At 61.2% G+C, this 26,390-nt stretch carries 27 protein-coding genes; 14 read left to right on the top strand and 13 right to left on the bottom strand.

What is annotated here, in order from left to right; all coding sequences use genetic code 11:
• Positions 1–344 precede the first annotated feature (344 nt).
• The 4 genes from ABWI03_RS26860 (at position 345) to ABWI03_RS26875 (ending at position 2,056) form a co-directional block, all read left to right on the top strand.
• Positions 345–533, top strand: a complete 189-nt coding sequence (locus tag ABWI03_RS26860) for a hypothetical protein (RefSeq protein WP_095973019.1) — start codon at positions 345–347, stop codon at positions 531–533.
• A 46-nt stretch (positions 534–579) separates the two neighbouring features.
• Positions 580–1,185 carry a type 1 glutamine amidotransferase domain-containing protein gene (locus tag ABWI03_RS26865; RefSeq protein ID WP_298772743.1) on the top strand — a complete coding sequence of 202 codons (606 nt, stop codon included), beginning with the start codon at positions 580–582 and terminating at the stop codon, positions 1,183–1,185.
• A complete protein-coding gene (locus tag ABWI03_RS26870; RefSeq protein ID WP_298772745.1) occupies positions 1,182–1,409 on the top strand; it encodes a DUF6480 family protein in 228 nt (75 codons plus the stop codon). The genes ABWI03_RS26865 and ABWI03_RS26870 overlap by 4 nt, the downstream gene beginning before the upstream one ends.
• Positions 1,410–1,882: 473 nt before the next feature.
• A complete protein-coding gene (locus ABWI03_RS26875; protein WP_298772748.1) occupies positions 1,883–2,056 on the top strand; it encodes a hypothetical protein in 174 nt (57 codons plus the stop codon).
• Between the two features lie 46 nt (positions 2,057–2,102).
• Here ABWI03_RS26875 and ABWI03_RS26880 read toward each other — a convergent pair whose 3' ends face one another.
• Positions 2,103–2,264, bottom strand: coding sequence for a MerR family transcriptional regulator (locus ABWI03_RS26880; protein WP_353798999.1), 162 nt, complete (start codon positions 2,262–2,264; stop codon positions 2,103–2,105).
• A 545-nt stretch (positions 2,265–2,809) separates the two neighbouring features.
• Here ABWI03_RS26880 and ABWI03_RS26885 point away from each other — a divergent pair.
• Positions 2,810–3,601: a SigB/SigF/SigG family RNA polymerase sigma factor gene (locus ABWI03_RS26885; protein WP_298772750.1), complete on the top strand. Its 792-nt coding sequence runs from the start codon at positions 2,810–2,812 to the stop codon at positions 3,599–3,601.
• Positions 3,602–3,739: 138 nt separating this feature from the next.
• Here the strand turns inward: ABWI03_RS26885 and ABWI03_RS26890 are convergent, their stop codons facing one another.
• Entirely contained in the window at positions 3,740–4,171 is a 432-nt protein-coding gene (locus ABWI03_RS26890) for an ATP-binding protein (RefSeq protein ID WP_298772752.1), read from the bottom strand.
• Positions 4,172–4,891: 720 nt separating this feature from the next.
• Here ABWI03_RS26890 and ABWI03_RS26895 point away from each other — a divergent pair.
• The gene (locus ABWI03_RS26895) at positions 4,892–5,764 is read left to right on the top strand and encodes a hypothetical protein (RefSeq protein ID WP_298772754.1); all 873 of its coding nucleotides are present in this window, start codon (positions 4,892–4,894) and stop codon (positions 5,762–5,764) included.
• Between the two features lie 71 nt (positions 5,765–5,835).
• Entirely contained in the window at positions 5,836–6,456 is a 621-nt protein-coding gene (locus tag ABWI03_RS26900) for a hypothetical protein (RefSeq protein WP_251014682.1), read from the top strand.
• 318 nt (positions 6,457–6,774) lie between these two features.
• Here ABWI03_RS26900 and ABWI03_RS26905 read toward each other — a convergent pair whose 3' ends face one another.
• The 8 genes from ABWI03_RS26905 to ABWI03_RS26940 all read right to left on the bottom strand — a co-directional run bounded on the left by ABWI03_RS26905 (position 6,775) and on the right by ABWI03_RS26940 (position 14,225).
• Positions 6,775–7,122: a hypothetical protein gene (locus ABWI03_RS26905; RefSeq protein ID WP_298772760.1), complete on the bottom strand. Its 348-nt coding sequence runs from the start codon at positions 7,120–7,122 to the stop codon at positions 6,775–6,777.
• A 163-nt stretch (positions 7,123–7,285) separates the two neighbouring features.
• Positions 7,286–7,747, bottom strand: coding sequence for an Hsp20/alpha crystallin family protein (locus ABWI03_RS26910; protein WP_353799000.1), 462 nt, complete (start codon positions 7,745–7,747; stop codon positions 7,286–7,288).
• A 459-nt stretch (positions 7,748–8,206) separates the two neighbouring features.
• Positions 8,207–9,190 carry an NAD(P)H-dependent flavin oxidoreductase gene (locus tag ABWI03_RS26915; protein WP_298772764.1) on the bottom strand — a complete coding sequence of 328 codons (984 nt, stop codon included), beginning with the start codon at positions 9,188–9,190 and terminating at the stop codon, positions 8,207–8,209.
• Positions 9,191–9,269: 79 nt separating this feature from the next.
• The gene (locus ABWI03_RS26920) at positions 9,270–10,406 is read right to left on the bottom strand and encodes a CaiB/BaiF CoA transferase family protein (RefSeq protein ID WP_298772766.1); all 1,137 of its coding nucleotides are present in this window, start codon (positions 10,404–10,406) and stop codon (positions 9,270–9,272) included.
• Positions 10,403–11,500, bottom strand: coding sequence for a hypothetical protein (locus ABWI03_RS26925; RefSeq protein ID WP_298772768.1), 1,098 nt, complete (start codon positions 11,498–11,500; stop codon positions 10,403–10,405). The genes ABWI03_RS26920 and ABWI03_RS26925 overlap by 4 nt, the downstream gene beginning before the upstream one ends.
• 49 nt (positions 11,501–11,549) lie before the next feature.
• Entirely contained in the window at positions 11,550–12,506 is a 957-nt protein-coding gene (locus ABWI03_RS26930) for an ABC transporter substrate-binding protein (protein WP_298772770.1), read from the bottom strand.
• 61 nt (positions 12,507–12,567) lie between these two features.
• Positions 12,568–13,341, bottom strand: a complete 774-nt coding sequence (locus tag ABWI03_RS26935) for an ABC transporter ATP-binding protein (RefSeq protein ID WP_234036600.1) — start codon at positions 13,339–13,341, stop codon at positions 12,568–12,570.
• 11 nt (positions 13,342–13,352) lie between these two features.
• The gene (locus ABWI03_RS26940; RefSeq protein WP_298772773.1) at positions 13,353–14,225 is read right to left on the bottom strand and encodes an ABC transporter permease; all 873 of its coding nucleotides are present in this window, start codon (positions 14,223–14,225) and stop codon (positions 13,353–13,355) included.
• Between the two features lie 273 nt (positions 14,226–14,498).
• Between ABWI03_RS26940 and ABWI03_RS26945 the strand changes: the two genes are divergently transcribed.
• The 4 genes from ABWI03_RS26945 (at position 14,499) to ABWI03_RS26960 (ending at position 18,400) form a co-directional block, all read left to right on the top strand.
• On the top strand, positions 14,499–15,389 hold the full coding sequence (locus ABWI03_RS26945) for a LysR family transcriptional regulator (RefSeq protein WP_235170705.1): 891 nt from the start codon (positions 14,499–14,501) through the stop codon (positions 15,387–15,389).
• Positions 15,386–16,312, top strand: a complete 927-nt coding sequence (locus tag ABWI03_RS26950) for a LysR family transcriptional regulator (RefSeq protein ID WP_298772777.1) — start codon at positions 15,386–15,388, stop codon at positions 16,310–16,312. Before ABWI03_RS26945 ends, ABWI03_RS26950 begins: the two co-directional genes overlap by 4 nt.
• Positions 16,313–16,581: 269 nt before the next feature.
• A complete protein-coding gene (locus tag ABWI03_RS26955; protein WP_298772779.1) occupies positions 16,582–17,442 on the top strand; it encodes an alpha/beta hydrolase family protein in 861 nt (286 codons plus the stop codon).
• 130 nt (positions 17,443–17,572) lie between these two features.
• The gene (locus tag ABWI03_RS26960) at positions 17,573–18,400 is read left to right on the top strand and encodes a helix-turn-helix transcriptional regulator (protein ID WP_298772781.1); all 828 of its coding nucleotides are present in this window, start codon (positions 17,573–17,575) and stop codon (positions 18,398–18,400) included.
• A 79-nt stretch (positions 18,401–18,479) separates the two neighbouring features.
• Here ABWI03_RS26960 and ABWI03_RS26965 read toward each other — a convergent pair whose 3' ends face one another.
• Positions 18,480–20,201 (bottom strand): CocE/NonD family hydrolase, encoded by a 1,722-nt coding sequence (locus ABWI03_RS26965; RefSeq protein ID WP_298772783.1) that lies wholly within the window; start codon positions 20,199–20,201, stop codon positions 18,480–18,482.
• A gap of 264 nt (positions 20,202–20,465) precedes the next feature.
• Between ABWI03_RS26965 and ABWI03_RS26970 the strand changes: the two genes are divergently transcribed.
• Positions 20,466–22,010, top strand: a complete 1,545-nt coding sequence (locus ABWI03_RS26970) for an AMP-binding protein (protein WP_124567246.1) — start codon at positions 20,466–20,468, stop codon at positions 22,008–22,010.
• Positions 22,011–22,056: 46 nt separating this feature from the next.
• Here the strand turns inward: ABWI03_RS26970 and ABWI03_RS26975 are convergent, their stop codons facing one another.
• Positions 22,057–22,545 (bottom strand): hypothetical protein, encoded by a 489-nt coding sequence (locus tag ABWI03_RS26975; protein WP_200313002.1) that lies wholly within the window; start codon positions 22,543–22,545, stop codon positions 22,057–22,059.
• Between the two features lie 68 nt (positions 22,546–22,613).
• Entirely contained in the window at positions 22,614–23,513 is a 900-nt protein-coding gene (locus ABWI03_RS26980) for a LysR family transcriptional regulator (protein WP_296554079.1), read from the bottom strand.
• Positions 23,514–23,633: 120 nt separating this feature from the next.
• On the opposite strand from ABWI03_RS26980, the gene ABWI03_RS26985 reads away from it, so the two are divergent.
• Positions 23,634–24,860, top strand: coding sequence for an MFS transporter (locus tag ABWI03_RS26985; RefSeq protein ID WP_298772787.1), 1,227 nt, complete (start codon positions 23,634–23,636; stop codon positions 24,858–24,860).
• A 39-nt stretch (positions 24,861–24,899) separates the two neighbouring features.
• Positions 24,900–26,342: an amidase gene (locus tag ABWI03_RS26990; protein ID WP_298772789.1), complete on the top strand. Its 1,443-nt coding sequence runs from the start codon at positions 24,900–24,902 to the stop codon at positions 26,340–26,342.
• The last annotated feature ends 48 nt before the right edge of the window (positions 26,343–26,390 follow it).

Consider the following 26,390-nt stretch of genomic DNA (forward strand, 5'->3'; position numbering starts at 1 on the left):
ACAGAAGGGTGGAAGCACGGTGCTGAATGTTGTTCTGTTGCTTGTGATGCCGAGTATCGGCATGGGTGTGGTGATGTGTCTCGACATCCGATGGCTTCGCCCCTCCGTGCGACATGATCGCCGAAGGTTTGCATATCGGTGGCATGCGGGAGGCACCAAGTCGTAGATCTGTTTCCGTCGACTCAGGTCGCCCATCAGCGGTATCGCCGATCCCTCGAGTGAACCGGACAGTCGGAGTGAAGGCCCGTTCGGCCGGCGCCTGGCGCACACGGTGCCGGTGCGGGTTGATTTGTCGTCGTCGTGGTCGATGATTGAAGAAACGTCGGTTGGGGAAGGTGAGCGGAATGGCTACTTACAGAGTGATCAATCCTGCAGGCGACGTCACCGCGACGCGCGACATCGAGAGCGCTGACGATGCGCATGCCTGGTTTGTGGATTCTCGCGCCGACAACTCGGAACTGGGATGGCGAATGGAAGTCCACCATGATGGCGAATGGTCGTTCTTCGACGACACCGAGGGCGCATCCAGCTGAGCAGTAGCTCGGCAGGAGTCACGAAGATGAGGAAGGACGTTCAAGCATGAGTCAATTACTTGCAGGGAAGAAAGTGGCATTCCTTGTGGCGACGGAGGGAGTCGAACAGGTCGAGTTGACAGATCCGTGGGATGCATTGGTTGCCGAACACGCTCAGCCGTCGATTGTTTCGACAGAATCCGGCACCATCCAGGCGTTCAACCATCTCGACAAAGCTGACGTCTTCGACGTGGACGCGGTGGTCGAGTCGGCGGAGTCGTCCGAATACGACGCTCTCGTCCTGCCCGGGGGCGTGGCCAACCCTGATTTTCTCCGCATGAATCCAGACGCGGTGGCGTTCGTCCGGAGTTTCTTCGATGCCGGGAAGCCCGTCGCGGTAATCTGCCACGGACCATGGACGCTGGTCGAAGCCGGCGCGGTGGCCGGTCGTACGCTGACGTCGTGGCCTAGTTTGCGTACCGATATCACGAACGCCGGCGGCACGTGGGTAGACGAAGAAGTCGTAGTATGCACTTCTGGCCCGAATACGTTGATATCGAGCCGCAAGCCCGACGATTTGCCGGTGTTCTGTGCGAAACTGACCGACACGCTCAGCCAGTCCGAGGCGTCGTCGACGACTCCGAGGGAAGTTGACGAGGCAGATAGACCGTGACTTCTGCACCGCCCGAACCAGATCCGGGGAATACCCCTGATCTGGAACCCGGAGGTGGGGTCAAGCCGGGGAGCGCCCCACCCAACGCTCCACAGAAGTCGGGATTCTTCGAACCCGAGCCCTCGACCGTCAAGCGCTTTCCAGTAACTGGGATCGCAGCGATCGTCGCGGTCGCGTTGGTTGTCATCGTTTTCGTTATCGCCGCGGTGGCCACACTGGCATGATTTTTGCGCCTCGGTCCGAACGGTGTAGCCCGTAGATTCCTTGTTCTCCCGGCCGCCTGTGCACCCTTGTCGCGTGCACAGGAAACGCGTGTCGGTGCCGACCTCGCGCCAACGGTGAGGTTCAGTGATTTTCGGGCGGACCGATCAGTCCGCTCTTCGTGAGTTTCGAATAGCGTTGAAGATCAAGTTCTTTGATGCCTTCCTTCAATTCTTCGACAGTCCGTTCTTCGTACGGCGAAGACTTGCCCCTGGATTTGCCGCGTCGCGCGAAATTGCTCGTTCTCGTTCAGACACCACCATCGGCTTGCTTCGATACCAATAGCCAACGCGGAGCCGAAGGAAGTCAGGCGACGATTGGTGATTGTCACCGACTGGGACGCCTCCAGCGGCGTGAGCGGTGCAGAGTTCCACGTCTTGGCCACGAATGTTCCGCGAGGACTTTGGGTCGAACCTGACGCCAGCGAATCCTGTTGGTGCGTATCGTTCAAACCGGCGACGACGGCGTGGACACCCCGCTCGGTGAGACAAAGAAGCTGTGGCTAATCGACACCTTCGATTCCGTGGTCGAACAGTTTGAATCTGACAGGAACATCATCGTTGCCGACGCGGAATCCAGCGGCGTTCGTCATTATGACGAACTGGGCTGAACGGGCTCTAGCATGGCTTCGAGTGGTGTGTCCCCGGGCGTTTCGCTCAGCTGAGCGATCCGCGTAGCAAGGATCGTGTTTTAGTTTCCAGTGAGAGAATGACACCGATTCCAGTCAAGTTGATTCCGTCGCCGATCAATGCGTTAGTACGGCGCAGTTTGTCGAGGTCCGCTGCGCTGTAGCGCCGCGTTCCGCCGCTAGTGCGCACGGGGGCAACAGTCCGCGACGTTCGTAGAGTCTCAATGTCTGGGCCCGATTCCGGACAGTTCCGACATCACGGAGATTGCGTCGACCCCTCGGTAAGCGTGTGCTTCATCCCTTAATGGCCCAGCGCTCACATTCACCCCCGCCGAATATGTCTCGACCTGAACATCTCCTTGCGTTGTTCCCCTCGCTCTCCGGTGCCTAAAATCTGATGCTCCTGGTTGCAGATTTCATCTGACTCTCGAACCGGCTTTCGCAGGGGAGGTCGTCGAAAGGACTCAGGTCTTGCTGGTTTCGTGCACATATGCGTCATACGGATTCGAACGGTCGCACCTCGATCGTTCGATCAGTCCTCCAATTCTTGCAATTTATCTATATCTGCTGATATAGATTTACGGCAGTAGATGAATCAGATCCACGCTGGAGCACTTGCACTTCGGGAGCGCGAATGACTACTGCCATGGACACCATGTCTTCACCTCAGCGAGGGGCCACTGTCCCTCGGCGCTCTGCTTGGGCGATGACCAGGGGAAAGGAGTGGGCATTCTTATGAGCACTCACACGCGGGACGCCGACTACTCGCACCTTGCGGCCCTTTTCGAACAGATGGCTTCAACACCGGACGGTGACGAGTGCCGCGACCGTCTGCGGACGCAGATCATCGAGACGTGTCTACCGCTGACCCGGAACATTGCCTTGCGATACCGCGGTCGCGGACAAGCCCACGAGGATCTCGTGCAGGCCGCCAGCGTCGGTTTGGTCAGTGCGGTGAACCGCTTCGATCTCGACAAGGGCAAGGACTTCCTCGCCTTCGCGATTCCGACGATGGTGGGTGAAGTGCGCAAACATTTTCGGGATCGCGGCTGGGACGTTCGTGTTCCGCGCTCGTTGCAGGAAAACTATCTCGCGCTCAACAAGGCCCGGTCTTCCCTCACTCACGCCCTCGGACGCGAACCCACAGTGCCGGAACTGGCAAAAGAACTCGAAGTGGAACCTGCCGAGATCGCAGAGATCGTCGCCGCCGGCGATTCCTATCACGCGGCGTCCCTCGATGCGGCAACCGTCAACGAGGGACGGACGATCGCAGAGACGTTGGGAGACTTCGACTGTGCCCTCGAAGGCATCGACAACCACGAAACGATTCGGCCTGCACTGCTGGCACTTCCTGAACGAGAACGCACAATCGTGCTCTACCGATTCTTCGGCGAACTGACCCAAGCGGAAATCGCCGAGAAGGTAGGCCTCTCTCAAATGCACGTCTCCCGGCTGCTCGCACAATCGCTCACAGCGCTCCGAAACACCCAGTCCCTCGCCGCCCTCGAAACCTCCGTCGCAGCGTGAGCTGGATGCCGAGAAATGCGGATTGGTGTGCGGCACCGGTACGAAGCACGTCGTGATCGGAATCGCCGTCAGTTACGGCGACGAGACGCCCCGACAGGCGGTGACCAGTGTGTACTCGTGGACCTCCGGGCCAGGGGATCACGAACCCGCTAGCACGACCTTGGTCAGGGTGATTGTCACAGTCCAGTTCTCCTCGGGCGCGGCAGGCGGGGCCTCCTCGAGGTCCACTTGGTCGGCAAGGGTTTCGAGGACGTGCCACCCGAAGGACGAAGTACTTGTGGTGATCTGGCCCGTTGTTGCCGCAGAGAGGACCACTCGCGCAGTGGCGTTGTCGTCGCCGTCGAATGTGCACGTCAGGCTGCTGGAGGGGAGGGCATGGCTGATGAGGATGGTCGCTGCTTCGTCGGCGGCGAGAACGAGATCGGACAGCCCGTCCAACGAGAGCGCATAGTGCGCGGCCACGGTACGCACCAGTGATCGCAGCACCGGCAGTTGATCCGGTGATGCGGAGACGGACAGTGAAGGTGAAACGGCGATGGGGGAAACGATCGCCCGCACGAAGGACGTCACGTGAGATTTGCTCCTGTACCTGATCCGAGGCAGCCAATCCCTTGGAGGGATCTTGGTAGCCGCATTCGAGAAAGATGATCAGCCCTTCAGCTACCCAACCGAAGTGCCGCCAAACATCGAGCTTAACGCTGTTGTCAGCGACCAGACAGGACGTATTCGAAGTGCGTTCCTGCAGTGTCGGGGAGGTGCTCTTGTCTGTGCCCCCGGTGGGGTGAACCCGTTCGATCCAACCGACGGTACGGCGCGCGGGGCTCCAATAACGGTGCTCGGTTTTGATCCATGCGGCCGGACTGCGCCACGCTCGATGGAAGCAATCGAAAAAACGTCACACCAGCCTCCTTCAGCTCAGGTGGCATACGAGCGAAGGGTAGTGAGAAACCGAAAATTCCGGATCAGCAACGTGAATTGGGCTGGGGGTTGGGAATCTGACATCCTCGCCGCGGCCTGTCCCGAGATTGGACTTGCGGGCCGCTCCTGCATGGTGCCGAGATCGAACTGCCTACTGACGTGGCGGTCGCACAGGGTAGAAGGTCCCCGCAGACCGCGGATGAAACGCCACCGAAAGTACGAGAGCGTCCCCGAAAGGGTTGAACTTTCTTCGGTTTGTGTGACTTCGAGTACTACCGGTCGGTAGCCTTCGCTCCGAGTACACAGATGTGACTCGCGACACGCCAAAACGAGTGAGGTTTCGGTGCGTCGATTCCATGCTTGAGGAGCCCAATGTCCAAGAATGCCTTGAGAACCCGAGTTGCCCCCACGATGGCGATCGCTGCAGCCCTTGCATTGATAGGAGGAGGCGTTGCCACAGCTGAGGAGAATTCCTCGCTCGGTTCGTCCGGTACACCTGCCGCTACCCCTTTGACATTCGACGGCTGGTCGTCATGCCCCGTCGAAGACCTCGACGTCGCCACCTGCGCAACCGTCGTGGTGCGCGGCGGCTCGATGAAAATCGGGGGACTGACCGTGCCCGTCCCCGACGGCGGGCTCAAGATCGCGGGCGGAGTCAAGTACGCAACCCAGCCCGACGGCAGCTTCGTCGAAACCTTCGTCCCCAAGCCGGACGGCCGCAACGGTGTGTATTCGAACCCGATCTCCGTGCCGGGCGGGGCCATCGGAATCGACACTCCACTGAATCTGACCCAGATCACTGCAACGGTCGAAGCTGTTGGGCTGCCGAACATCAAGGTGCTAGATCAAGAGCTGACGATGCCGGTAAGGCTGAAACTGTCGAACTCGTTGTTGGGTAACAACTGCTATCTCGGCTCCACGGCGAACCCGATCAACCTGCACCTTACGACCACTGGTAACCCGCCCTCGGAGCCCATCGGCGATTATCCGGGAGCGGTGTTCCCTGCCGTTCAGCACACAGACAATCTCTTCGCAGCTCCCGCCGCTAGCGGATGTGGGGTCTTCGGTGCACTCAATTGGGCGGTGAACCTGCGGGCGGGCACCCCCTCCGCCAGCGGAAAGAACTCTCTCACCACATCCAGCGACGTCTACACCGTCGCCGCGCGCAAGGTGCGACCACCGGCAGCTTCCGCTGCGCAGGCAGCCGAACCTGCAGCTGTGGCGCAGATGGGAGCCGCCGGGTAAAGATCAGACCCGCCTGAATTTCTTTCGACTCACGGTTCATCCCAAAAGTATTCGACAGAAGGGCACATCACATGTCATCACGCACAATGCTCGGTAAGGCCTCAACGCTCGTCGGAGCAGCGGCCGCATTGACCATCGCTGCATCCGGTATCGCGACAGCCTCCACCACGATCAGCCCCGCCGCGGCCACTCCGGTGACGGCTACCAGCAGTGGGCTCAGTTTCGTCACAACCGGCGGTCTCGAGCTGTACTGCACCAGCGTCAGCGGATCCGGAACGACCCCTGCTGCGCCCGGCAACGTGAACTCCGGAACGGGGGGGATCAACATCAACATTGCCAGCGTGGGACTGTCCGGATGTGACCTCGAAGGTGTGCCTGCAACAATCACCACCTCGGGTTCCTGGGCTCTGAACGTCAACGCAGACAGTGGATCGCCGATGGGAAGTATCAAGATCCCTAACGGTGGAGCCCACGTAGTTGCCGGTAGCTGCGTCATCGACGTCACCGCCAGCACTGCTGGCCCGGTGCCCTACAACAACACGACACACACCGTCACCGCCAACAACACCGGAACGGTGAACTTCACCTCCAACGGTGGAAGTGCATCCTGCCCGGCAGCAGGGGCCGGAACGGCGAAGATGACCGGGGCACTCAAGTTCAACTCCACGCCCGGTATCACCGTCACTCCCTGACTCGGGATGTAGTTGCGCCACAGTCATACCCGTGCCCTATGAGGGTGTGGCTGTGGCGTACGCTTCACGGAACCGTCTCCTCGGCAAGGTCGCCGCTGATTGCAAAGGTTCAAATCCATACCGGTTGAGTAGAATTCAGCCATGTCGCACAGAGTCGGCCGCACTCGCAGTCTCCTGCCGGTGCCGTGACTCGGCAAAGAACAGTAGGGAGTCAACCACGGTGCGGCAGAACAGGCCGGCATCGCGGCGGAGTCCGGGTAACAGGCCAGAAGAGGATTTCGACGGACTTGTTGCGATGGAAGTGTCGACTTCGGTTGCCTACAGGTGTGGTAGTGCTGCGGTGAGGAAGACGGCGCCGAGGACGATTCCGGCAATGCCGGCGAAGACTCCGATGATTCCTTGTTTGACGTCGGGGTGGTGTCCGGGGGTGTCGGGTCGGCGCGCTGCCAGGGCGGTTCCGATGGCGGTGGCACCGAGGAGGATGCCGAGGCCGAACATCCAGAACGTCAGTATCGAGAGGGCACCGAGCATCAACGCCATGTCGCTGTATTCGTCGCTGGTGATAAGGCGGTGGTGATCCCACCAGTCGGGTGGAGTGTGCGCGCGGGATTCGGTGTTGCCGGTGTTGTCGGATTGTTCGTGCGGGGGGATGGTGGATGCAGTCATGGCAGCTGAAGGGTTCTCGCGCTGATTCTTTCGTGTGGTGGATGTGCAGTCGGCCATTCGTATGTGCGGTGGGAGATCGAAACGATGGTGGGGTGAGCCCCGAGAACCCATCGCGTGTCCTCGGGAGTCACCCCACCATCCAGCGGTGTTCGGGCCAGGTGGATCAGGCTTCGATCTGCACCTGTGTTGTCGATCCGGCGTTATCGGTTCGTGAGGGCGGTCCGGAGGAGACCTCGATCCGCCGCGGTTTCGCCTTCGCTGCGATCGGCAACGTCACCGTCAACACGCCGTTGTCGTACGAGGCCTCGATTTGTTCGGCGTCGATGTCGTCGCTGATGGACAGCTGTCGTTTGTATGTTCCGGCGAAACGTTCACTCGCCAGCCAGCTCACACCCTCTTCGGAGTGGGCGGTGCGGTGCGCGGTCAACGTCAGGGTCGAGCCGTCGATGTGGACGTCCACTGATCCTGGGTCGACGCCGGGAAGATCGGCGTGCAGGACGTACTGGTCTTCGACCTTGTAGAGGTCCATCGGCATGAACCGTGGACTGCGTCCGTTGCCGGTTCCCACGGCGAGTACGGACTTGGTGATCGCGTCGATGTCGGTGAAAGGATCGAAACGAAGCACAGCAACACACCTCCCATATTGTGAAAAGAAAGGTCACCGCCACTGTGGCGGTTGACCGAACTCACTGTGCGAGAACATGATAACCACACGAATTAGCACTCTGCAACCGAGAGTGCCAGATTCTTGAAAGAGTGTCTCGGTCGCGAGCAATGCAGCATCGGAGTAGGAACAACGGCAGTTGCCAACCTCCGTAGCCGAGATGCGGCACTTGTGAGAGGCTGCCGATCAGAGCGTCGACCTTGGTAGTCTCCTGGCTCCAGCGACGTTTTGACGGGGGACGGTGTACTCCGGCCATGTGCGCCGCTATTTGGATGAGGTGTCGCGGCCGTTGTCGTGTTGTTGTAGTTCGGTGTTTATGCGGGCGCTTCGGAGATTTGGTCTTCGAGGATGATGATGCGGCAGGCGGCGTTCTTCCGCGATCCTCACGGTCGGCGGTAGCGCTCAGCGGTTCGGACGTGGTCAGGCGCTGACAGGATCCAGGAGGCCGGCAAGCCGTCCGGCAATAAGAGCTTCGGCCTCTGTGACAATTCGTTCCACCAATTCGCCCACTGTGGGGATGTCGTGAATCAATCCTTGCACAGTCCCAGCCGTCCAGATGCCAGCCTCGGGGTCGCCGCTGTCGAACACCGCTCTGCCCCGCACACCGGCTACAAGATCTCGAACGTCTTCGAATTTGCCGCCGCTGGAAAGAATTTCGACAACCTCTTGGCTGACGCTGTTGCGTGCTACGCGAGCCGTATTGCGTAGTGACCTGAAAATCAGCTCGGTGTCCACCTCGGAGGCGGCAACTATCGCATCCTTGATGTTGCGGTGAATGGGAGACTCATCGGTGCACATGAACCGGGTGCCCATGTTGATGCCGTCGGCGCCAAGCGCGAGTGCGGCCACCAATCCTCGAGCGTCGGCAAATCCACCGGACGCGATCATGGGAATGCTGATCCGTTCTGCTGCTGCAGCGATGAGGACGAGACCCGGTACGTCGTCTTCCCCTGGATGCCCGGCACATTCGAACCCGTCGATACTGATGCCGTCGACGCCGAGGGCCTGGGCTTTGACCGCGTGGCGGACGCTGGTGCACTTGTGGAGAACCTTGATGCCGGCGGAGTGAAAGTGCGGCAGATGCGGTGCGGGAGAGGAGCCGGCTGTCTCGACGACTTTTACTCCGCAGTCGATGATCACATTGCGATACTCATCGTAGGGCGGGGGTGTGATCGTTGGGAGAATTGTGAGGTTGACCCCGAAAGGTTGATCGGTGAGCTCGCGGGTTCGGGATATTTCTCGGGCAAGGTCGTCAGGTGTCGGCTGTGTCAGAGCAGTGAGCATGCCGAGCGCGCCCGCGTTTGCAACTGCCGCTACGAGTTCTGCTCTCCCCACCCACTGCATGCCGCCCTGCACGATGGGGTGGCGCACTCCGAACGTCTCGGTAAATGCAGTTGTCAGCACTGGACATCTCCTCGATGATGCATGGATATCGGTTTGTCAGTTACGTTGATGCCGACTGAATTTCGACTTCACACCGGCTTCAATGCGTTGACGAAGCCCACTCGTTCAATGCCGGAACCTGCGAGGACTCAGTTCGTACCATCGGAGGTTCGGACCGATAGGGCATGGCAGGCGTCAAGTATTGTTCGCCATGTTCGTTGGCGCCGGGAATGAAGGTACGGTTCGCAATCACATCGTCGGCGCAGATTACCTCGTCGTAGTTGCGCACAAGCGCGGCAACCACTCCGGCCGCAGTGAGATGCTCTACCGCTTCCGCGGCACTACGGTGGCACAGCTGCTTCTCGATCGTGGTGACGAGGTCTGCACGGTTTTCGACGCGCAGCTCGTTGGTGGTAAACCGCGGGTCGTCGGCCAACTCTGGCAGGTCGATCGCCTTGCACAGTTCGATCCAGGCTCGCGGTTGGTATCCGCTGATCACCAGCTCGCCGTCGAGGGCACGAAAGACATCTGCAGCGGGTGCGACGCTTGGTTGCCCGTTCCCTTTGCGACTCATAGGTTTGCCCGATACCTGCCACTCGATCCAGTTGGCCGTCTGCAAGTGGATTGCGACGTCCAGCAGGGAGACTCGGACGGACGATCCTTTGCCGGTGCGCTCACGTCGCAGTAGCGCTGCCAGAGCCGCCTGCGCGACGACATAGCTCGTTGCATGGTCTATCACCGGTGCGCCCACACGTTGTGGTGGGCCGTCAGCCTCGCCCGTCACCGACATCAGTCCACTCTCCGCTTGCGCGGCGATGTCGAGCCCGGCGCGGGTAGAGGACGGGCCTTCCGCCCCGTACCCGCTCACCGAGACGGCGATGATTTCCGGTCGCAGGCGTTGTAGTTCGGCAGAGGAGAATCCCAGTCGATCGAGGGTTCCCGGGCGAAGATTGTGCAGCAAGATGTCGCTCGACGCGATCAGATCCCGAGCCCGTCGCAGATCGGCGGAGTCTTTGAGGTCGAGGCAGATTGAACGCTTCCCACGGTTGTACCCGTAGAAGATGCCACGCGCGTAGTCGGCGTCGATTTGTCGGGCCGGTTCACCGCCCGGAGGCTCCAGCTTGATGACCTCGGCGCCGAGGTCGGACAACTGCTGTGCGGCACTGGGTATCGCGATCAGTTGACCGATCTCCACTACGCGGACACCTGCCAACGGCAGGTCAACTTCGTCGGTCATCGAATGATCTCCACATGAGGCGAAGCGACGTCCTCGGCAGGCTCCAGGCAGCGCGCCAACAGAATGCCTTCGGTGTGGTTGCAGGGGTTCAACCGGTTTCTGTCGCCTTCTACTCCCCCGATTCGGATCGTCACGGTTCCATCGTCGTTGCGCTCGAAGTGGGCGTCGTTGAGGTTGACGGTGTGGTCGCGGTACTCGAAGGACTCGAACCAGTGGTTGTACAGCATTACGCCGAAGTAGGTGCAGTCCGGGACAGTAAATGTAATATCCACGGCAGTAGCATCTTTCAGTGACCACCAGCCGGCAACGTACTGGTTGGAGCTGGTGCCGTAGAAGTCTCCCCACCCTCGTTGCTCCGAGGTCACGCGAATCTCGTTGGGAGACTGACTGAGCGTTTCGATGAGCTGAAGACTGCGTCGAAGGCTCACATCCATACCCCGGGCAAGTTTCGTGAGGCGCTGGACCAGCCACGCCGTGTCGAGATCGGGGCGTGCACCAGGCGGCGGGCCGAGACGCTCGATATGGAGCACGGGATCGATCTCCGCGCTTCGCGTCTTGTGATAGACACGCACTACTACGTCGAAGCAACGCTCGTCCAGTCGAATTCCTCTGCGCCCCTCCAGCTCTTGTGCGACGAAGATCTCGAAGTTACCGTCCGCGTCGCACACCTTGTCGTCGATGACGATGTTGTCGGCGACCCTGTCGGTCCCAGACGCACCGACGCGATTGGCGAGGACCGCGACGTACGGCACTGTGCCGCGGCTACCGTGAATTCGGTACGTCTCCTTGGGGTCGATCATCGCAGTCCAGTAGTCGACGTCGATGCCGTCTCCCCAGAACTTTCGCATCGGTGACATCAGTGTGAAGAGTTCAGGCCGGAGCACGTCTTGGCGTTCGACGTTCATCTCGGCGAGGTATCCGAACAGGCGAAGTGCGTGCCGTACACCTTCGGCGCTGTCCAGCGGTGATCCGGTGGCGGCAGCTGTGGACCCGAACGTCGCAAGGCTGTCGGTGACTGCGGACCAAGCCTCGGTGAGCTGCCGGCGATCGTGTGTGGACTCGGATCGGGTTGACTGGTCAGCGAGTTGTGTCATCGTTTCTTCTCTTTCGTGGTAGTCGAACTGGATTGGGTATGGGCGTTGGTCAGCAGAGGGGGTCGAAAGGGACATCTGCGTCGGACTTGCCCGAGGTCTGGTTGTTCACCCATGTCACGTTCTGTGTCCATCGGTGGGCCGAAATCTCGACGGGCCAGAGGTTCTTCTGAGAAGCCCACACCTCGGTGGCTTTGTCGGCGGGGACATTCATCCGCTCGGTGAGAAGTTGAGCCCCTGCTTGCTCGTTGGCGGGATCGGCTATCCACCCTGCTGCGGCCTCGAGCGCCGCACAAACGGGGGCAGCAGCATCGGATTCGGCGAATGTGGCTGTCGTGACGAGCACAGTGCCCAGGCCGTATGAGCTCACGCCGTCAGAGCCCACAGGGTTGACTGAGGTAATCGGTGTCATCGGTATTCCTTGAGCGTCGAATACGGCTTGACTGGCAGCGGTGAGAACGGCGGCATCGATGTCGCCCTTTCGTGCGAGTGGTATCTGACTCGCGGTGGGTGCCGCTGCGATGAATTGCACTGTGGATGCATCGATGTTTCGTTCTGCAAGAAGCTGATTGACGAATTGCTCGGCCGCACCGCCACGTGACGGTATGGCGATCCGCTTGCCGGGCAAATCCTCGACGGTGGTGATGCCGCTGTCTTTCGTCACGGCGATGGCAAGATCGATCGACCCGTACGGGGAAAGGGGTCGCAGTCTCTGCCCTTGCTCGATGGCCGGCACGACGGTTCCGGGTGCGCCGACCGCGAGATCAGTTGTACCGCCGATGAGACCGCTGATGAGCTCGGGTCCGTTCTTTCCGTCGATGAGCTCGACGTCGAGGCCCTCCTTGTCGAACATTCCTTGTTGGACGGCGACGTAGACAGGGAGAGACAAAGCGCTCGCGGGGTAGACCCCGATGGCGACGCTACCGTCGTTCGGGCGCCCTCCCCCTCCGCACGCGGAAAGCAGTAGGGCCGTTGCTACGGCTGTGCCGACGAAAGGTCGAAGTTTCATGGGTTTCCTGCTCCTTGACGGGCTGGGCGCATCAGTAGTCGAGCTGAGTTGGCTGGGCACATCAGTGGTCGAGTTGACCGCGCAGCCGGTTGAAGATTTCGATGTATCGAGGTTCGGAGGTAAGGGTTTCGAGTTCGCGGGGGCGTTCGATGTCGATGCTGACGTCGTCGATCACCCGGCCGGCCCCGAGCAGCAGAACGCGGTCGGAGAGACAGATGGCTTCGCCGAGGTCGTGGGTTACGAAGATGACCGTCCGGCCTACCTGGGATTGCCAAAGCTCGAGGAATTCTCGCTGTACTTCGACTCGGGTTTGCGCATCGAGGGCGGCAAAGGGTTCGTCCATCAACAAGATGTCCGGATCCAGAGCCCACGTTCGGGCCAATGCGACACGCTGACGCATCCCTTGGGAGAGTTGCCAAGTCCACAGCTGTGATGCCTCGGACATTTGAACGGCGGCAAGCCAGCGCGCGGATTGAGTTCGTCTCTCCGCCTTGGGTACTCCTCTCAATTCGAGACCGTACTCCACGTTCTTCTGCGCTGTTCGCCACGGGAACAGCGCATCTCGGGCCATCATGAAGCCCATCCGGGAACGAGCGTCGAATGGCGTTGTGCCGAGGACCTCGGTCTTGCCTTCCGTCGCTTCCACCAATCCAGCGAGCGCGTTGAGCAGAGTGGTCTTGCCGCAACCACTCCTACCGACCAGGCTCACGAACTGTCCGCGAGGGATTGTGAGGTCGAGATCATCGACCACTGTCTTCACCGATCCGTCTGGTGAGGGGAAGGATATCGTCAGTCCGTCGAGTTGGACGGCGGGCGTAATCACGTTGGTATCCATGATGATTCCTGTCATCGTCGAGCCGGGGGCTGCCACCGAAGGAGGTAGCGCTCGGCGAAATTCATGGCCTGGTTGAGGACGACTGCGACGATTGCGAGAAGTATGAGGATCGCGTAGACCGCTTCCATCCGGAACTGGGCCGAATAGATCGACACAAGCTGGCCCAGCCCGTCCCGTGACGAGATCAGTTCCGAACCCACCACGCCAAGTAGCGAATAGATCAGCCCCAACCGAAGACCGGCAAAGATTCCGGGGGTCGCGACGGGGAGCAGAATATGCCAAAACACTTGCGTTTTACTGGCATTGAGGACAGTGGAAAGCCGGAGCCATTCGTCGTCCACCGACTTCACGCCGGCCCGTGCGCTCGAGCAGACTATGAAGAAAACGAGTGTGAACGCGAGAGCGACCTTCGCCGTCATCGTGATACCGAAAATGACGATGAGCAGGGGCGCCAGCGCTAGGCGCGGCATGGCATTCGCCGCATCCAAGAACGGACTCATGATGCGTTCGAGGGTCGGGAGCAGGCCGAGTGAGAGTCCGACCGCCACTCCGACGGCACTCGCGAGGATCCAGGCGATCACGACAGCAGTCATCGTGGCGCGCAAGTTGGACGAAATCTCACCCGAATGCACCGCTGCGGTGAAGTAATTCCAGGCCTCCCCCGGCGTTTTGGCCAGAACCGGCTCGATCCAGCCTTGCGATGCGACGAGTTGCCACGCGCCGAGTAGGACCAGAAGCAACGCGGCCTGGGCCAGTCGTACCCCGATGGTGAGGCGAGTGCCGACTCGACGCCGTCGAGCGGGCTTCGGCTCAGAGTGCGCTCGCTCCGCAGATCGGGGTGACGCCGAGCCCGATGACGCACTCGTGGTTATGGTTTCGGTCATCTCTGTGCCTCCACCGGTTTGCTCACAGGCGGTGATGGTCGCTCCGAAGAGGCAGACGGGTGCGTCTGATCGAAGCTCCCCGGGGTTGTTGCTCACTGCGTTCATATGTGAAGCAGATCACGGGATTCTTCTTCCCGTCTACGCCACATTCGAGAGGGATGCCATAGGGTTTCCCTATGGCCTCGGCCGGGGGCAAACCCCGCCGAACTCAGCGAGCCAACGAGGCCGGAACCGTGCGCACACGCAGATTTCTACGGAGAAGGGAGCGCCCTGGTGGACCGACGTCATCTGGAATACTTTCTCGCCCTTGCGGATCGCGGCAGCATTTCGGCGGCTGCACGCGGACTGGGAGTGAGCCAGCCGACTATCTCGGAGGCTCTGGCCAGAATGGAGAAGGAGTGCGGGCTGGCGCTCGTCCGGCGCGGTTCGCGGGGAGTCACCCTGACGGACGCTGGACGCGATCTCACCGGTCCGGCAGCCCAAGTACTTCGGGCGTACCGGGATCTGGATCACGCTTTGCATCCGTTGAACGTCGTGCAGCGTGGGAGGCTGACGGTCGTGTGTCCGCGGACGCTGGCGCGTGATCCGGCGGCCACAGCTCTGGGTGCGTTCACAACCAGGTTTCCGAATGTTGCGGTGACGATGCTCAGCAACGACACCGACGGAATCGGAATGGTGGTCGCCTCGGGTCAGGCTGACGTAGGCATCGGGGTGGACGAGGTGTTCGACGAAGGTGTTGAACGAATCCTCCTCGGTCGGCAACGAATTGTGGCGCTGGTGCCGAGTGCACGAAGCAGCGGGGAGGGGGCAGATGAGTTGACCGATCTTCTGCGAATCGGGTTGATCGCCAGTCCGCGTGGTGATGTGACACGGCGGCTATTGGCCGAACGCCTTGGCGAACGCACGGTGGACGAGGCCGTGGTTGCGGAGACCATTTCTGCGGCCTCGATGATTCCCCTTGTGCGTGCAGGCGTCGGGGTTGCATTCCTTCCCGAATCCGTTGCCGACACAGTCGGAGAAGGCGTGGTACTGCGTCGTACTCGCCCCCCGCTCAGTCGCGATCTGTGGATGTTTCACGGTTCGACGCCATCGCCTGCGGCACAAGCGTTTATCGAAACGACGACTCGATTACGTGACGAGGGTGGACTGGGGAATGCCGGATGAGCAACTTCGGCGAGTCTGCGAGTCCACGAATCGATCCGCAGCAGCTACAAGACTTCCTCGCAGTCGTCGAACACGGCAGTATCACGGCGGCAGCGGCGTACCGGTTCACGGGAACATCGAGCGTCTCTCAATCGATTGCGCGACTTGAAAGACGCGTCGGAGGAAAGCTTTTCAATCGGGGGCGGGCCGGCGCGACATTGACTGCACGCGGACGAAATTTCATCGATCCAGCCCGCGATGCGTTGGCCGCGCTCGACCGATTGGTGATCGACAGCGAGTCGGTGCTGTCAGCTTTCCCTCACCTCAGCGTCGCCACGACGGCGAGCCTTGCGGACGATCCCACCGCGGTATTGCTCGGAGCGCTGCGTACCAAGGTGCCGAACCTGAGGATCACCATCTCGGATCCGCCCGGGTCGTCAGTCGCCGACGCAATTCACCCGGTCATGGCCGGCACAGCGGACGTGGCAATCATGGAGTCGCCGCCTACCGGTGTCCCCGGGACGCGAATCGTTCGTCTTCCGGACCACAACTTGCGACTCGTCTGCCCGCCCGGCACTCCAGCCCCGGTTGACGGAGTGTTCGTTGGCGAAGATCTGATGCGCATCGGCCTGGTCGTCGCACCACGGTTCGAGACATCTGACGTGTATCGCCACCTGCGTTCGATCGAACCTCGGATCGACCACGCCTTCGTGATGAGGTCACAGCACCGCGATGTCTTCGCGGATTTCGCGTATGAAGGAATCGGTGCTGTGATTCTCGAACTCTCGAGTGCTGAGCGCGCATCCCAACGCGGTTGCACGGTCGGCGAGATACTCGAGCTTCCACCGCGCAAGATCGCAGCCGTGGCAAGGGATGGCCAGAACACCCAGATCGTCGAACACTTCCTACGGCTGTGCGCCGAGCAATCCGTGCGGGAGCCTTAGACAGAGGCGATTCTCTCTTTGAACTCTGGGTATTCGCGGCGGCCGGCTATCTGTCGGGAACGATGATTTTGTGTTCAGACACAACACTTCTGGCAAACCCCGTTTTCTCCAACAAAGCCGACGGGCCGCCTTCCGGAAACTATGTAATACACGTCACTCTGGATCGACAATTCACCGAATGTGGTTCAGCTACCGAATACAGGACCCCGAGCGTCCCGTGATCGAACCGTCTGCACCGAAATTGCCGCAACTTCGAAAGGTCGACCTTCATGCAAAAATCTCTGCAATTGTTCGCGAATGCTGTAGCGGCGGTTGCGCTGTGCGCGACACTCGGACTCGCGGGCCCGGCCGGAACGGCCGCCGCTGAGACTCCCGGCATCCCGAGCGTCGGTCACGACTGGGCGAGCGCAGGGCCGTACACGCCGACTGTGTCGATCGGGCTGGTACACACTCTTTACTACCCGCGTCAACTCGGCGCACGAGGCGAGAAGCATCCGGTTGTGATCTGGGGGAACGGGACCGGCGTGCTCCCCGGCGCTTACACCTCCTTGTTGCGCCACTACGCCAGCCATGGATTCATCGTGGTCGCCGCCAATACCCCGGCAAGTAACTTCGCCATCACCATGCGGTCGGGAATTGATCTCATCGAAAGTAAGGCAGCCAACCCATCCAGTGTCTTCTTCGGCAAAGTTGACCTGGAACATATTGGTGCGGTGGGGCACTCGCAGGGCGGATCTGCGGCGATCAATGCCGCGATCGACGACCGCGTCGACACTGCCGTCGCGATCCAGCCGGGCCCGCTCAACGATGTCGACCTCATCGACGAGCCGGTTCTCTATCTTGCCGGTCAGGCCGACGCGATCGTCTGGCCGGCGATCGTGCGGGCGATGTACGAGGATGCCGACCACGTGCCCGCCGAGTATCTGGAACTGCGCGGCGCGACGCACTTCGGTACGGCGATCACCGGTGGCGACATGCGCGGGCCGAGCACCGCCTGGCTGCGGTACTGGTTACTCGACGATCCGAACGCTCGCACCGAGTTCTTCGGGGTGAACTGCGGATACTGCACTGACACCCAGCAGTTCTCGGACTTCGACCGCAACGATCTGGCCCTGCAGATCCCGGGCTGACCTGGTCACTGCCGGTGGAAGACAAAGTCCGGGTCGGGACGGTGTAGCCTGCTCGCGTCGCTATGATAGCCGTCACAGGGGGACGGAACTGAGCGCTGGGTTACACCCTCCTGATAGGGGATCGAACGATTTGACTGCGCAAGATCTGGGCACGCGTATGGAGCGCGCCCTCAAGCGGGTCCGGGTCTCGACAGGGGCCTCCCTTGCATTCGGTGGGCCCGTCAACAGAGCCGGAAACCTCCTAATCGAGCGCTTCGACGGTCCGACCCTCGGAGCGCTCCCCGGGCTGACGCTGGATCCGAGTGAGGGACTCGGCGGCAAGGTGGCGGTCATGCGCCGGCCGATCGCCGTGAACGATTATTTCGAGACCCAGGTGATCACACACCGATACGACAAGGTCATCCGAGCTGAGCGGCTCAAGGCGCTGGTCGCCACGCCGATCATTGTCGGGCGTCAGACGGTGGGAGTCATTTACGGCGCGTTTCGCACTTCCGAGGTCGTGGGAGGTCGCATCGAGGACACCGTCGTGCAGGAAGCGCGGGCGCTGGAGCAAGAACTGGCTGTCAGTGCCGTGACTTCGGCGAACGGTGTGTTGTCCGAAGAGGCCACCGTGAATGCACGTTTGCGCGAGCAGGTGCGATCGGTCTATGCGGAATTACGGCTCCTTGCCGGCAGTGTCGGTGATGCTGATGTGCGTGCGGCGCTCGTCAAGGCTGCCGCCCGGCTGGTCGACGAGGGGGAACGCTCCGAAAGCGCCGGCAGCGCTTCGCTCACGAAACGTGAAATCGACGTCCTGACGGTGGCCGGCGCGGGCATGACGAATGTTCAGATAGCCGGAGTGTTGGGTCTGGCTCTGTTCACGGTCAAGAGTTACATGAAGTCCGCTATGCACAAGCTCGGCGCGAGTACCCGGTTGGAGGCTGTTGTCCTTGCTCGTCGGGACGGCATGATCGCGTGACCGTCAGGCTCACACCGTTGGGACGGTTGCCGGGACCATGAGTGTGGTTCCGGCAACCGTCGATCAGTGCAGGTACTGGTCAGCGGTTGATCCGGGGAAGTACCAGACGGCTGGGGTGGTCGGGTCCGGTGAGGATGGTGTTGTGCGCGACCACGGCGTCGTCGATGGATTCGCGACTGATGAAACCGCCGGTGTTGGTGTTGCGGTCGTAGTGGGGGAAGTTACTGCTGGAGATGTCGACGCGGATCCGATGCCCAGCACGAAACACGTTGGACGTCGCGGCCATATCGATCTCGACTTCGTAGACCGCTCCCGGGACCAGGTGTTCTGGGCGATCGAGGCCGTTGCGGTAGCGGGCACGCAGGATGCCGTCGCAGAGGTTGATGGCTTTCCCGTCAGGAAATACATCGACGAGTTTGGCGGTGAAATCGGTGTCGACTGCGTCGGAGGTGACGAACAGCGTTGCCTTGACGTATCCGGTGACCTCGGTGTCCTCATCGAGTGCTGGGCCGGTGAAGCACAAGACATCCGGTCGCGATGCAACCTCCTTCTGGTCCACGGGACCGTTGAATCCGAACCGCGCGGGCATGCTCGGTCCACCTGCAGTGGGTACCGGGTCTCGTGGGTCGTACCGGTATCGAGACTCCGACGCTGCCCCCGGTCCGCCCAGCAGCAGTTCTCCTCGGTCGTTCGGGGCATCACCGGAGAGGAAGTAGTCGACATATGTCGTGTCCGGTAGCGGCCAGTCCTGTTCGTCCCGCCACTGGTCGATTCCCATGACGAACAGCCTCACCGGCGCGGGTGACGGCGCGGGTGCATCAGCTCCCGGGCGTAGCCACCGATTGAAATGCTGCAGGTGCGCACCGGTCAGGTCGCACGCTGCGGCGGCTCCGATGGCGCCGAAGTCGCGGTCGGGAAATTCGGAGGAGTAGTCCAGTTCGTGAATCCAGGGGCCGACGACAAGACGTGAACCTGTTCGAGCTTCCTCCGAACCAGCCTCTCTCCGGAACCTTTCGAAGTCGCGTAATTGCTCGACGATGAATATGTCGTACCAGCCGGCGATGGAGAGGACGGGCTGGGTCATCTCGGGAACCGAAGTGGTGAAGTCCTGTTCCTTCCAGAATTCGTCGTAGTCGGGGTGATCAAGAATCTCGCTCATCCACTGCTCGAGGGGAAGCAATGGGTGGGTCGAGATCGGTGTGTGGTCGTTGAGAGAAAGTCCACGACCGTTGAGCAGACCGCCGCCCAAGTCGAGCACGCGATCGAGGCTGCCCCGCCCTGCCGCAAGCTTCCTGCGCTCGTTGCTTGCGTTCATAGCTGTAGGCCAAAACGTCGAAAAGCTTTGCGAAAGCGCACCGCCGGGGTGATACCACAAACCTCGGTACCAATTCATCGCCGTCTCTTTCACCACACTGGCTTTCAGCGCGGGATGTCCCGTGGACGCGGTCGCCCACTGTGTCATTCCGCAATACGACGGCCCATAGGTGCCGACCTGTCCGTCCGACCACGGTTGCGAGAGGATCCATTCCACGGTGTCGTAGCCGTCCTCCGGTTCGTTCGTTTTGGGCCGAAATTCCCCCTCCGACTTGAATGTTCCACGGCTTTCGACCCATACGACGGCGTAGCCCGCGTCGACGAAAGGTAGGACTTCGGTGGGTCCGGCGCCGTGGGATGCGAGCCCGTAGGGAGTGCGCAGCAACAGGGTGGGGGCGTTGCCTTCAAGGGGTTGGAATACGAGAGCTGCGAGTGTGACGCCGTCCCGCATGGGAATTTCGACGCCGGAGTTGTACACGTGTGCCATGAAGTCTCCTTGGATGGGGCGAATCGAATGTGTCCGACCCTCGACGTTCGACCGGGCTGGACCGATCTCGGGCGACACGAGGGTGAGGCATGAAGCACAGGGTGACCGGTGACAGTCACACTTCGTACCCTCCGAAGAGGGGGCTGAGGGAACCTGGAATCGATACCCTCTTCGGAGGGTGGTGACAGTGCCGAACGCGGGCAAAGCTATCCGTCTTTGTCGGATCTCCCGGGCCACAAACTCGGCCCAAGACCTGGAGTGCACATGATCATCCCGCTGACCATCAGTGATTTCCTCGACCGGGCGGTCACTGTCTACCCCGATCGAGTCGCCATCGTCGACGAGCCGGATCAGCCGGCGCAGTCGTGGGGCGAGATCACGTTCGCCGACCTCGGCGACCTCGCTCGTCGGCAAGCGGCGACGCTCGACGAGTTGGGCGTCCCGGTCGGTGGTCGCGTTGCCATCGTCTCGCACAACGCGGCCCGATTCCTCGCCTCGTTCTACGGCGTCGCCGGATGGGGCAGGGTGCTGGTGCCGATCAACTACAGGCTCAGTGTTCCGGAGATCCAATACATCGTCGAGCACTCGGGGGCCGAGGTCCTGTTGGTCGACCCCGAACTCGAGCACCTTGTTGCCGAGGTGCCGTGCAAGCGCACGTTCGTCCTCGGCCGAGACGACGATCGGATCTGGGGGCCGAATGCCGATCCGAGGCCGTGGGTCGCGGACGCGGCGACGAAGGAGAACGCGACCGCCACGATCAACTACACCTCCGGAACCACTGCCCGTCCCAAAGGTGTGCAGCTGACGCACCGCAGCAACTGGATCAACGCGGTTGTGTTCGGTTGGCAGGCAACCGTTACCGATCGAGACGTCTACCTGCACACGCTCCCGACCTTCCACGCCAATGGCTGGGGACACCCCTTCGTCACGACGGCAATCGGCGCGAAGAGCGTCGTCCTGCGCAAGGTCGACGGTGCGGAGATCCTGCGCCGCATCGAGGAGCACGGTGTCACGTATCTGTGTGCCGCGCCGGCTGTCGTCTCGGCGATCCTGGACGCCGCCAAGACGTGGGAAGGCGAAATTCCCGGCCGCGACCGGGTGCGCATAATCGTCGCGGGCGCCCCACCCCCGACCCGAACGATCGAGCGGATCAGGGTCGACCTTGGTTGGGAGTTCATTCAGATCTACGGTCTCACCGAGACGTCGCCACTGCTCACGATGTCGCGCATGCGTGCCGAGTGGGACGACCTACCGGTGCCCGAGCAAGCTCGACTGCTCGGGCGAGCGGGCGCACCGGCCATCGGTGTGCAGATCAAGGTCGACGACACCGGCGAAGTGCTGGCACGGTCCAACCACATCCTCGCGTCGTACTGGGAGAATCCCGAGGCGACAGCGAGTGCGCTGGAGGACGATTGGTTCCACACCGGCGACGGCGGCACTTTCGAGGACGGTTACGTCACGATCGCCGACCGGAAGAAGGACGTCATCATCACCGGTGGCGAAAACGTGACTTCGATCGAGGTCGAGGACGCGCTCATGTCACATCCAGCGGTCAGGGAGGTCGCAGTCATCGGTATCCCGGACGAGAAGTGGGGTGAATTGGTAACTGCGCTCGTCGTGCTCGACGAGAGCGCGGAATCGATCGACGAAGCAGCACTCATCGCCCACTGCCGCACGCGACTTGCCGGCTACAAGTGCCCGAAGCGGGTCGAATTCCGTCCGGAGTTGGCACGCACTGCTACCGGGAAGATCCAGAAGTTCAAGCTTCGTCAAGAGTTCTGGCAAGGTCGGGATCGGCAGGTCAACTGACTTCGGCGAATGTTGCGGCGGTTGATATCTGGCGAGAATCTGAGCGTCAGATGACGACGTAGCCGTACATTCGTTCGCCTTCGGCCACAGCTCTGGCAGCTAGTTCGGCGAAGGCAGTCAGGAAGGGCAGCGTGTTCTCCGACGGCTCACCCGTCTCGTCGATCGCCCAGGCTGCCGCAGCAGCGGCGACACCTTCAGCGTTCAATTCCGCTAGTGCATCACGTAATTCGTCGGCAACCGTGAGCACGAGGGTGTCGCCGTCGTCGCTCATTGCGACGAGTTTCCCGCAGCGTGGACCTTTTGCGACTTCGTCGTAGGGTCGAGCGGTGAGGGATGCTTCCAGCCGGCCGAGTGCGACAACTGGATCGACACCCTTCGCCTGTAGAACTGGAGTTCCGCTCGCAGCCAGCTGGATCCGCGGGCGAGAGGCATCGTTCGCCTCGATCGCCGCTGGTTCCAGGTCGACGAGTCCTTCGAGTGCAGATTCGGCGTGCTCATCCGAGGGTGCCGTGAAGTAATCGGTGATCGCAGACATGGCGTGATCATCCCACACACGATGCGCACCAACGCCCCGGAGTCCTTCCGCGACTTGACTGATCGCCGTCAGGTTGGACAGGTGTGTGCTTCCTCGATCGCCTTCGCGAAAGCGCGAAGTCGTGGGCTTTCGAGATCGGTTCGCCACACCAGTCCCAATGCAGATTCAGGTAATCCGTTGATCGGCACGAATGTGATGTCCGAGCGCTGGCTGTATGCAGCGGTAGCGGCACACAGGATGAGGCCGACTTGGCTGAATGCGACCTGCGACAGGCCTTCTTGGACGGTGCTCGCCCCACCCTGCGTGGGAATCGTGGCTCCGCCCGGCGTTGTGCTCGGGGAATTCACACGCTGCCAATAGTCAGGGGCGGGTCCAGTGATCGGTACCAGGCATATCTGCGCTAAATGCTCGGCGTCGATCACGTCCAGTTCACTGAACGGGTGATGGACTGAGACGGCCAGTGTCTGGGGCTGTCGAGAAAAGACGAGCCCGGTTGTCAGTTCGGGCTCATCCACGGGGAGAAGGGCTACCGCCGCATCGATTCGCCCGGCGAGTACATCACTGAACGGATCACCAAGGGGTAATTCCTTGATGGTCACGCATATTTGCGGATGTTGTATCTCGAAGCGAGAGACGGCCGTCGCGATCGAATCGTAAATTGCTCCTTGGAAACCCACCCGAAGTGGTGTCGGTATGTTGCGCGCCTTCGTTCGAGCGTCGTCGATCACTGCTGCGAGTGCTCGGTGGGCGGGAGCCAGCGACGCAAGAAATTCGGCGCCGAATTCAGTGAGGTGCACCTGGCGACTGGTCCGCGCTACGAGGCTTGTGCCGATACGACGCTCCAACGCGCTGATCAGCTGACTGACCCGACTCTGGGAGATGAACAACCGTTCTCCGGTGCGACCGAAGTGCAGTTCTTCAGCGAGTACGAGGAAGCACTCGATCTCACGCATCGGAAGTTCCGACATATTTCACTCCGATCCACGACTCGTTCGCGCACTCCATCCTTGCTCATCGATGAATTGGGCTAATGGTTGGATGAGCGATTCGCCGTTGATCCGGTGGCCTGTGAGAGCTTCCCTGGTTACATGCCACATTCCGCGCCCGGGCAGCACAGCCCTGCGCCCACATCCCCAACCCACGCACACACCACCGAGAACCACTGGGCTGCTGTCGCCCTGATCGCAGCGTCCACCTTCGTCGTTGTCGCGGCAGAGATGATGCCGGTCGGGCTACTCACCCCGATCGGTGCTGCTCTGGTGGAAAGCGAAGGGACCATCGGGCTCTCACTGGTCATCACCGGTTTGGTGGCAGCGGCCACTGCGCCGTTCGTGCCCGTTGTGACCCGGCGCTTCGATCGTCGGTCGACGCTCATCGTCTTGATGCTGTTCGTCGCAGCGGCGAACGCCCTGACGGCCCTTGCGCCGAGCTTCGCTGTCCTCGCTGTGGCTCGCGTCCTTCTAGGGGTGAGCATGGGCGGAGTCTGGGCACTCGCCGCGAGCCTGGCTCCCAGGTTGGTGGAGACCAGATCCGTCGGGTTGGCGACCACGATCATCTTCAGCGGAATCGCCGTCGCCTCAGTTCTCGGTGTTCCTGCTGGGACGTACATCGGGGCGGCGGCCGGGTGGAGCGTCGCTTTCTGGGCTCTCAGCTGCGCCGCGGCGGTGATCGCGCTCGCCATGTTCGCTGTCCTGCCGACGATGCCGGCCGATCAAGCCTTGTCGCTCGGCAGTCTCCTGGAGGCTTTTCGGAACCCAGGAGTCCGGGTCGGAATCGCAATTACCGCTCTCCTCGTCACCGCTCATTTCGCGGCCTACACCTATGTGCGTCCGGGACTGGAGTTCTTTGCAAGGGCGAACGCTTCGCAGGTCGGCACCATGCTCCTGATCTACGGTGTCCTCGGCGTCGTCGGCAACTTCATTGCCGGGCCATCCGCCGCCAAGTCCTCGAAGACGGTGGTCGTCGTCCTCAGCGTGGGAATAGCGTTGACACTCGCCCTGTTTCCGATCTGGGCCGCCACCTTGATCGCCGGCGCTCTGCTCATGGCAGTATGGGGTTTCTTCTACGGCGGTGTATCCGTCAGTACTCAGACATGGATCGCACACGCAGCTCCCGCACACCGAGAGGCTGCATCCGCCCTCTGGGTCGCAGTCTTCAATGCAAGCATCGCCCTCGGCGCGTTCGTGGGCGGACGCGTTCACGACCACTCCGGTCCCCGATCGGTCTTCTGGATCGCAGCGGGAATCGCCACTCTTGCAATGCTGCTCGCGGTAATCCGCAATCCTGTCGCGGCAAAACAGGAACAGACAACGTAGCCGACCACACAAATTTTTCACACAGGCAGGACAACAGATATGCGCGCGATGTCCGATGTAACCTTCATGAACGTGACCGAGATGCTCGGCCGCTACCGAGACAAATCGCTGTCTCCGGTGGAAGTGCTCGAGTCCACCATCGAACGTATCGAGGCGCTCAACCCAACCGTGAATGCAGTGGGACATACGTTCTTCGATGCTGCACGGGCACAAGCGAAATCAGCCGAACGTCACTACGTCCGCGGCTGGGATGACGGGCTTCCGCTCGCCGGTGTTCCCGTTGTGGTGAAAGAGGACGAACCAGTGCAAGGTCAACCGTGGACTCAAGGGTCCAAGGTCTATGAGGATGTGATCGCTACTCACACTTCGACTTTCGTGCAGCGAATCATCGACGCCGGTGCCATCGTCCACGCGCGATCGACCGCCCCGGAATTCTCCTCGGCCGCGTTCACGCAGTCCGAGTTGTGGGGCGTCACTCGCAATCCGTGGAACACGAAATACTCCTCCGGCGGGTCTTCCGGCGGATCGGCAGTCGCACTAGCCACGGGGATGACGCACTTGGCTACCGGCTCCGATGTTGCGGGATCGATCCGAACTCCGTCGTCGTTCAACGGAATTGTCGGGTTCAAGCCACCACACGGACGTGTCCCGGTCGATCCTCCCTTCAACCTCGATCGCTACTGCCACTGCGGTCCGATGGCTCGCACCGTAAGCGATTGTCTCACAATGCAATCAGTCATCGCGGGACCGACCTCCACCGACATTGCCTCGCATGTACCGGTATCGCAGTTACCTACCTTCGCGACGCGTTCGTGCACAGGCATGCGTATCGCCGTGATTCCCGCGTTGGGTGACTGGCCGGTTGCTTCGGACGTCGCCGAGAACACGGCGAAGTTGGTGGATACTCTCACTGCGCTGGGCGCACGCGCCGAGATCGTCGAAATCGACCTGTCACGCGCTGCAATCATGCGCGCTGCTGCCATTCACTACGACCACGTATTCGGTGCTTCGATTTCTGCCGAAGCGTCCGCGCACCCCGACAAGGTCACGGAGTACGCGAAGGAATTCGCCCGATGGGCACGCCGCACCCGTGGTGACGCGACTTTCCTCGACGGACTCGCGATCGAAGCCGAACTGTATTCGTCGATCGGATCCCTGTTCGACACCTATGACGCGTTGATCACACCGGCAGTGGCGACGGACGGGCTTCTTGCCGGTGACGACTACGTCGCGCACGGAATCAAGGTGGCTGGAACAGAATTGGAGTTCTACCTCGAGGCTGTACCGGCAATCACCTTCAACATCCTGAGCAGTTGCCCGGTGCTGACAATCCCCACCGGATTCGCTCGGAACGGAATCCCCACGGGCACACAGATCGTCACGCGGCCGTACGACGACCATACGGCCTTCGCCATTGGTCTCGCCCTGGAAGGGGTTTTGCTGTATCCGAATGAGCATCCAGACTGCTGCGCGACTCCGTAGGAATTGTTCGGCGTTTCAAGTTAATGGTGGAGGGTTGACCAGAATGTA

Origin of the sequence: Rhodococcus baikonurensis (assembly GCF_040489275.1) — a bacterium.
Classification (GTDB): Bacteria; Actinomycetota; Actinomycetes; order Mycobacteriales; family Mycobacteriaceae; genus Rhodococcus_F; species Rhodococcus_F baikonurensis.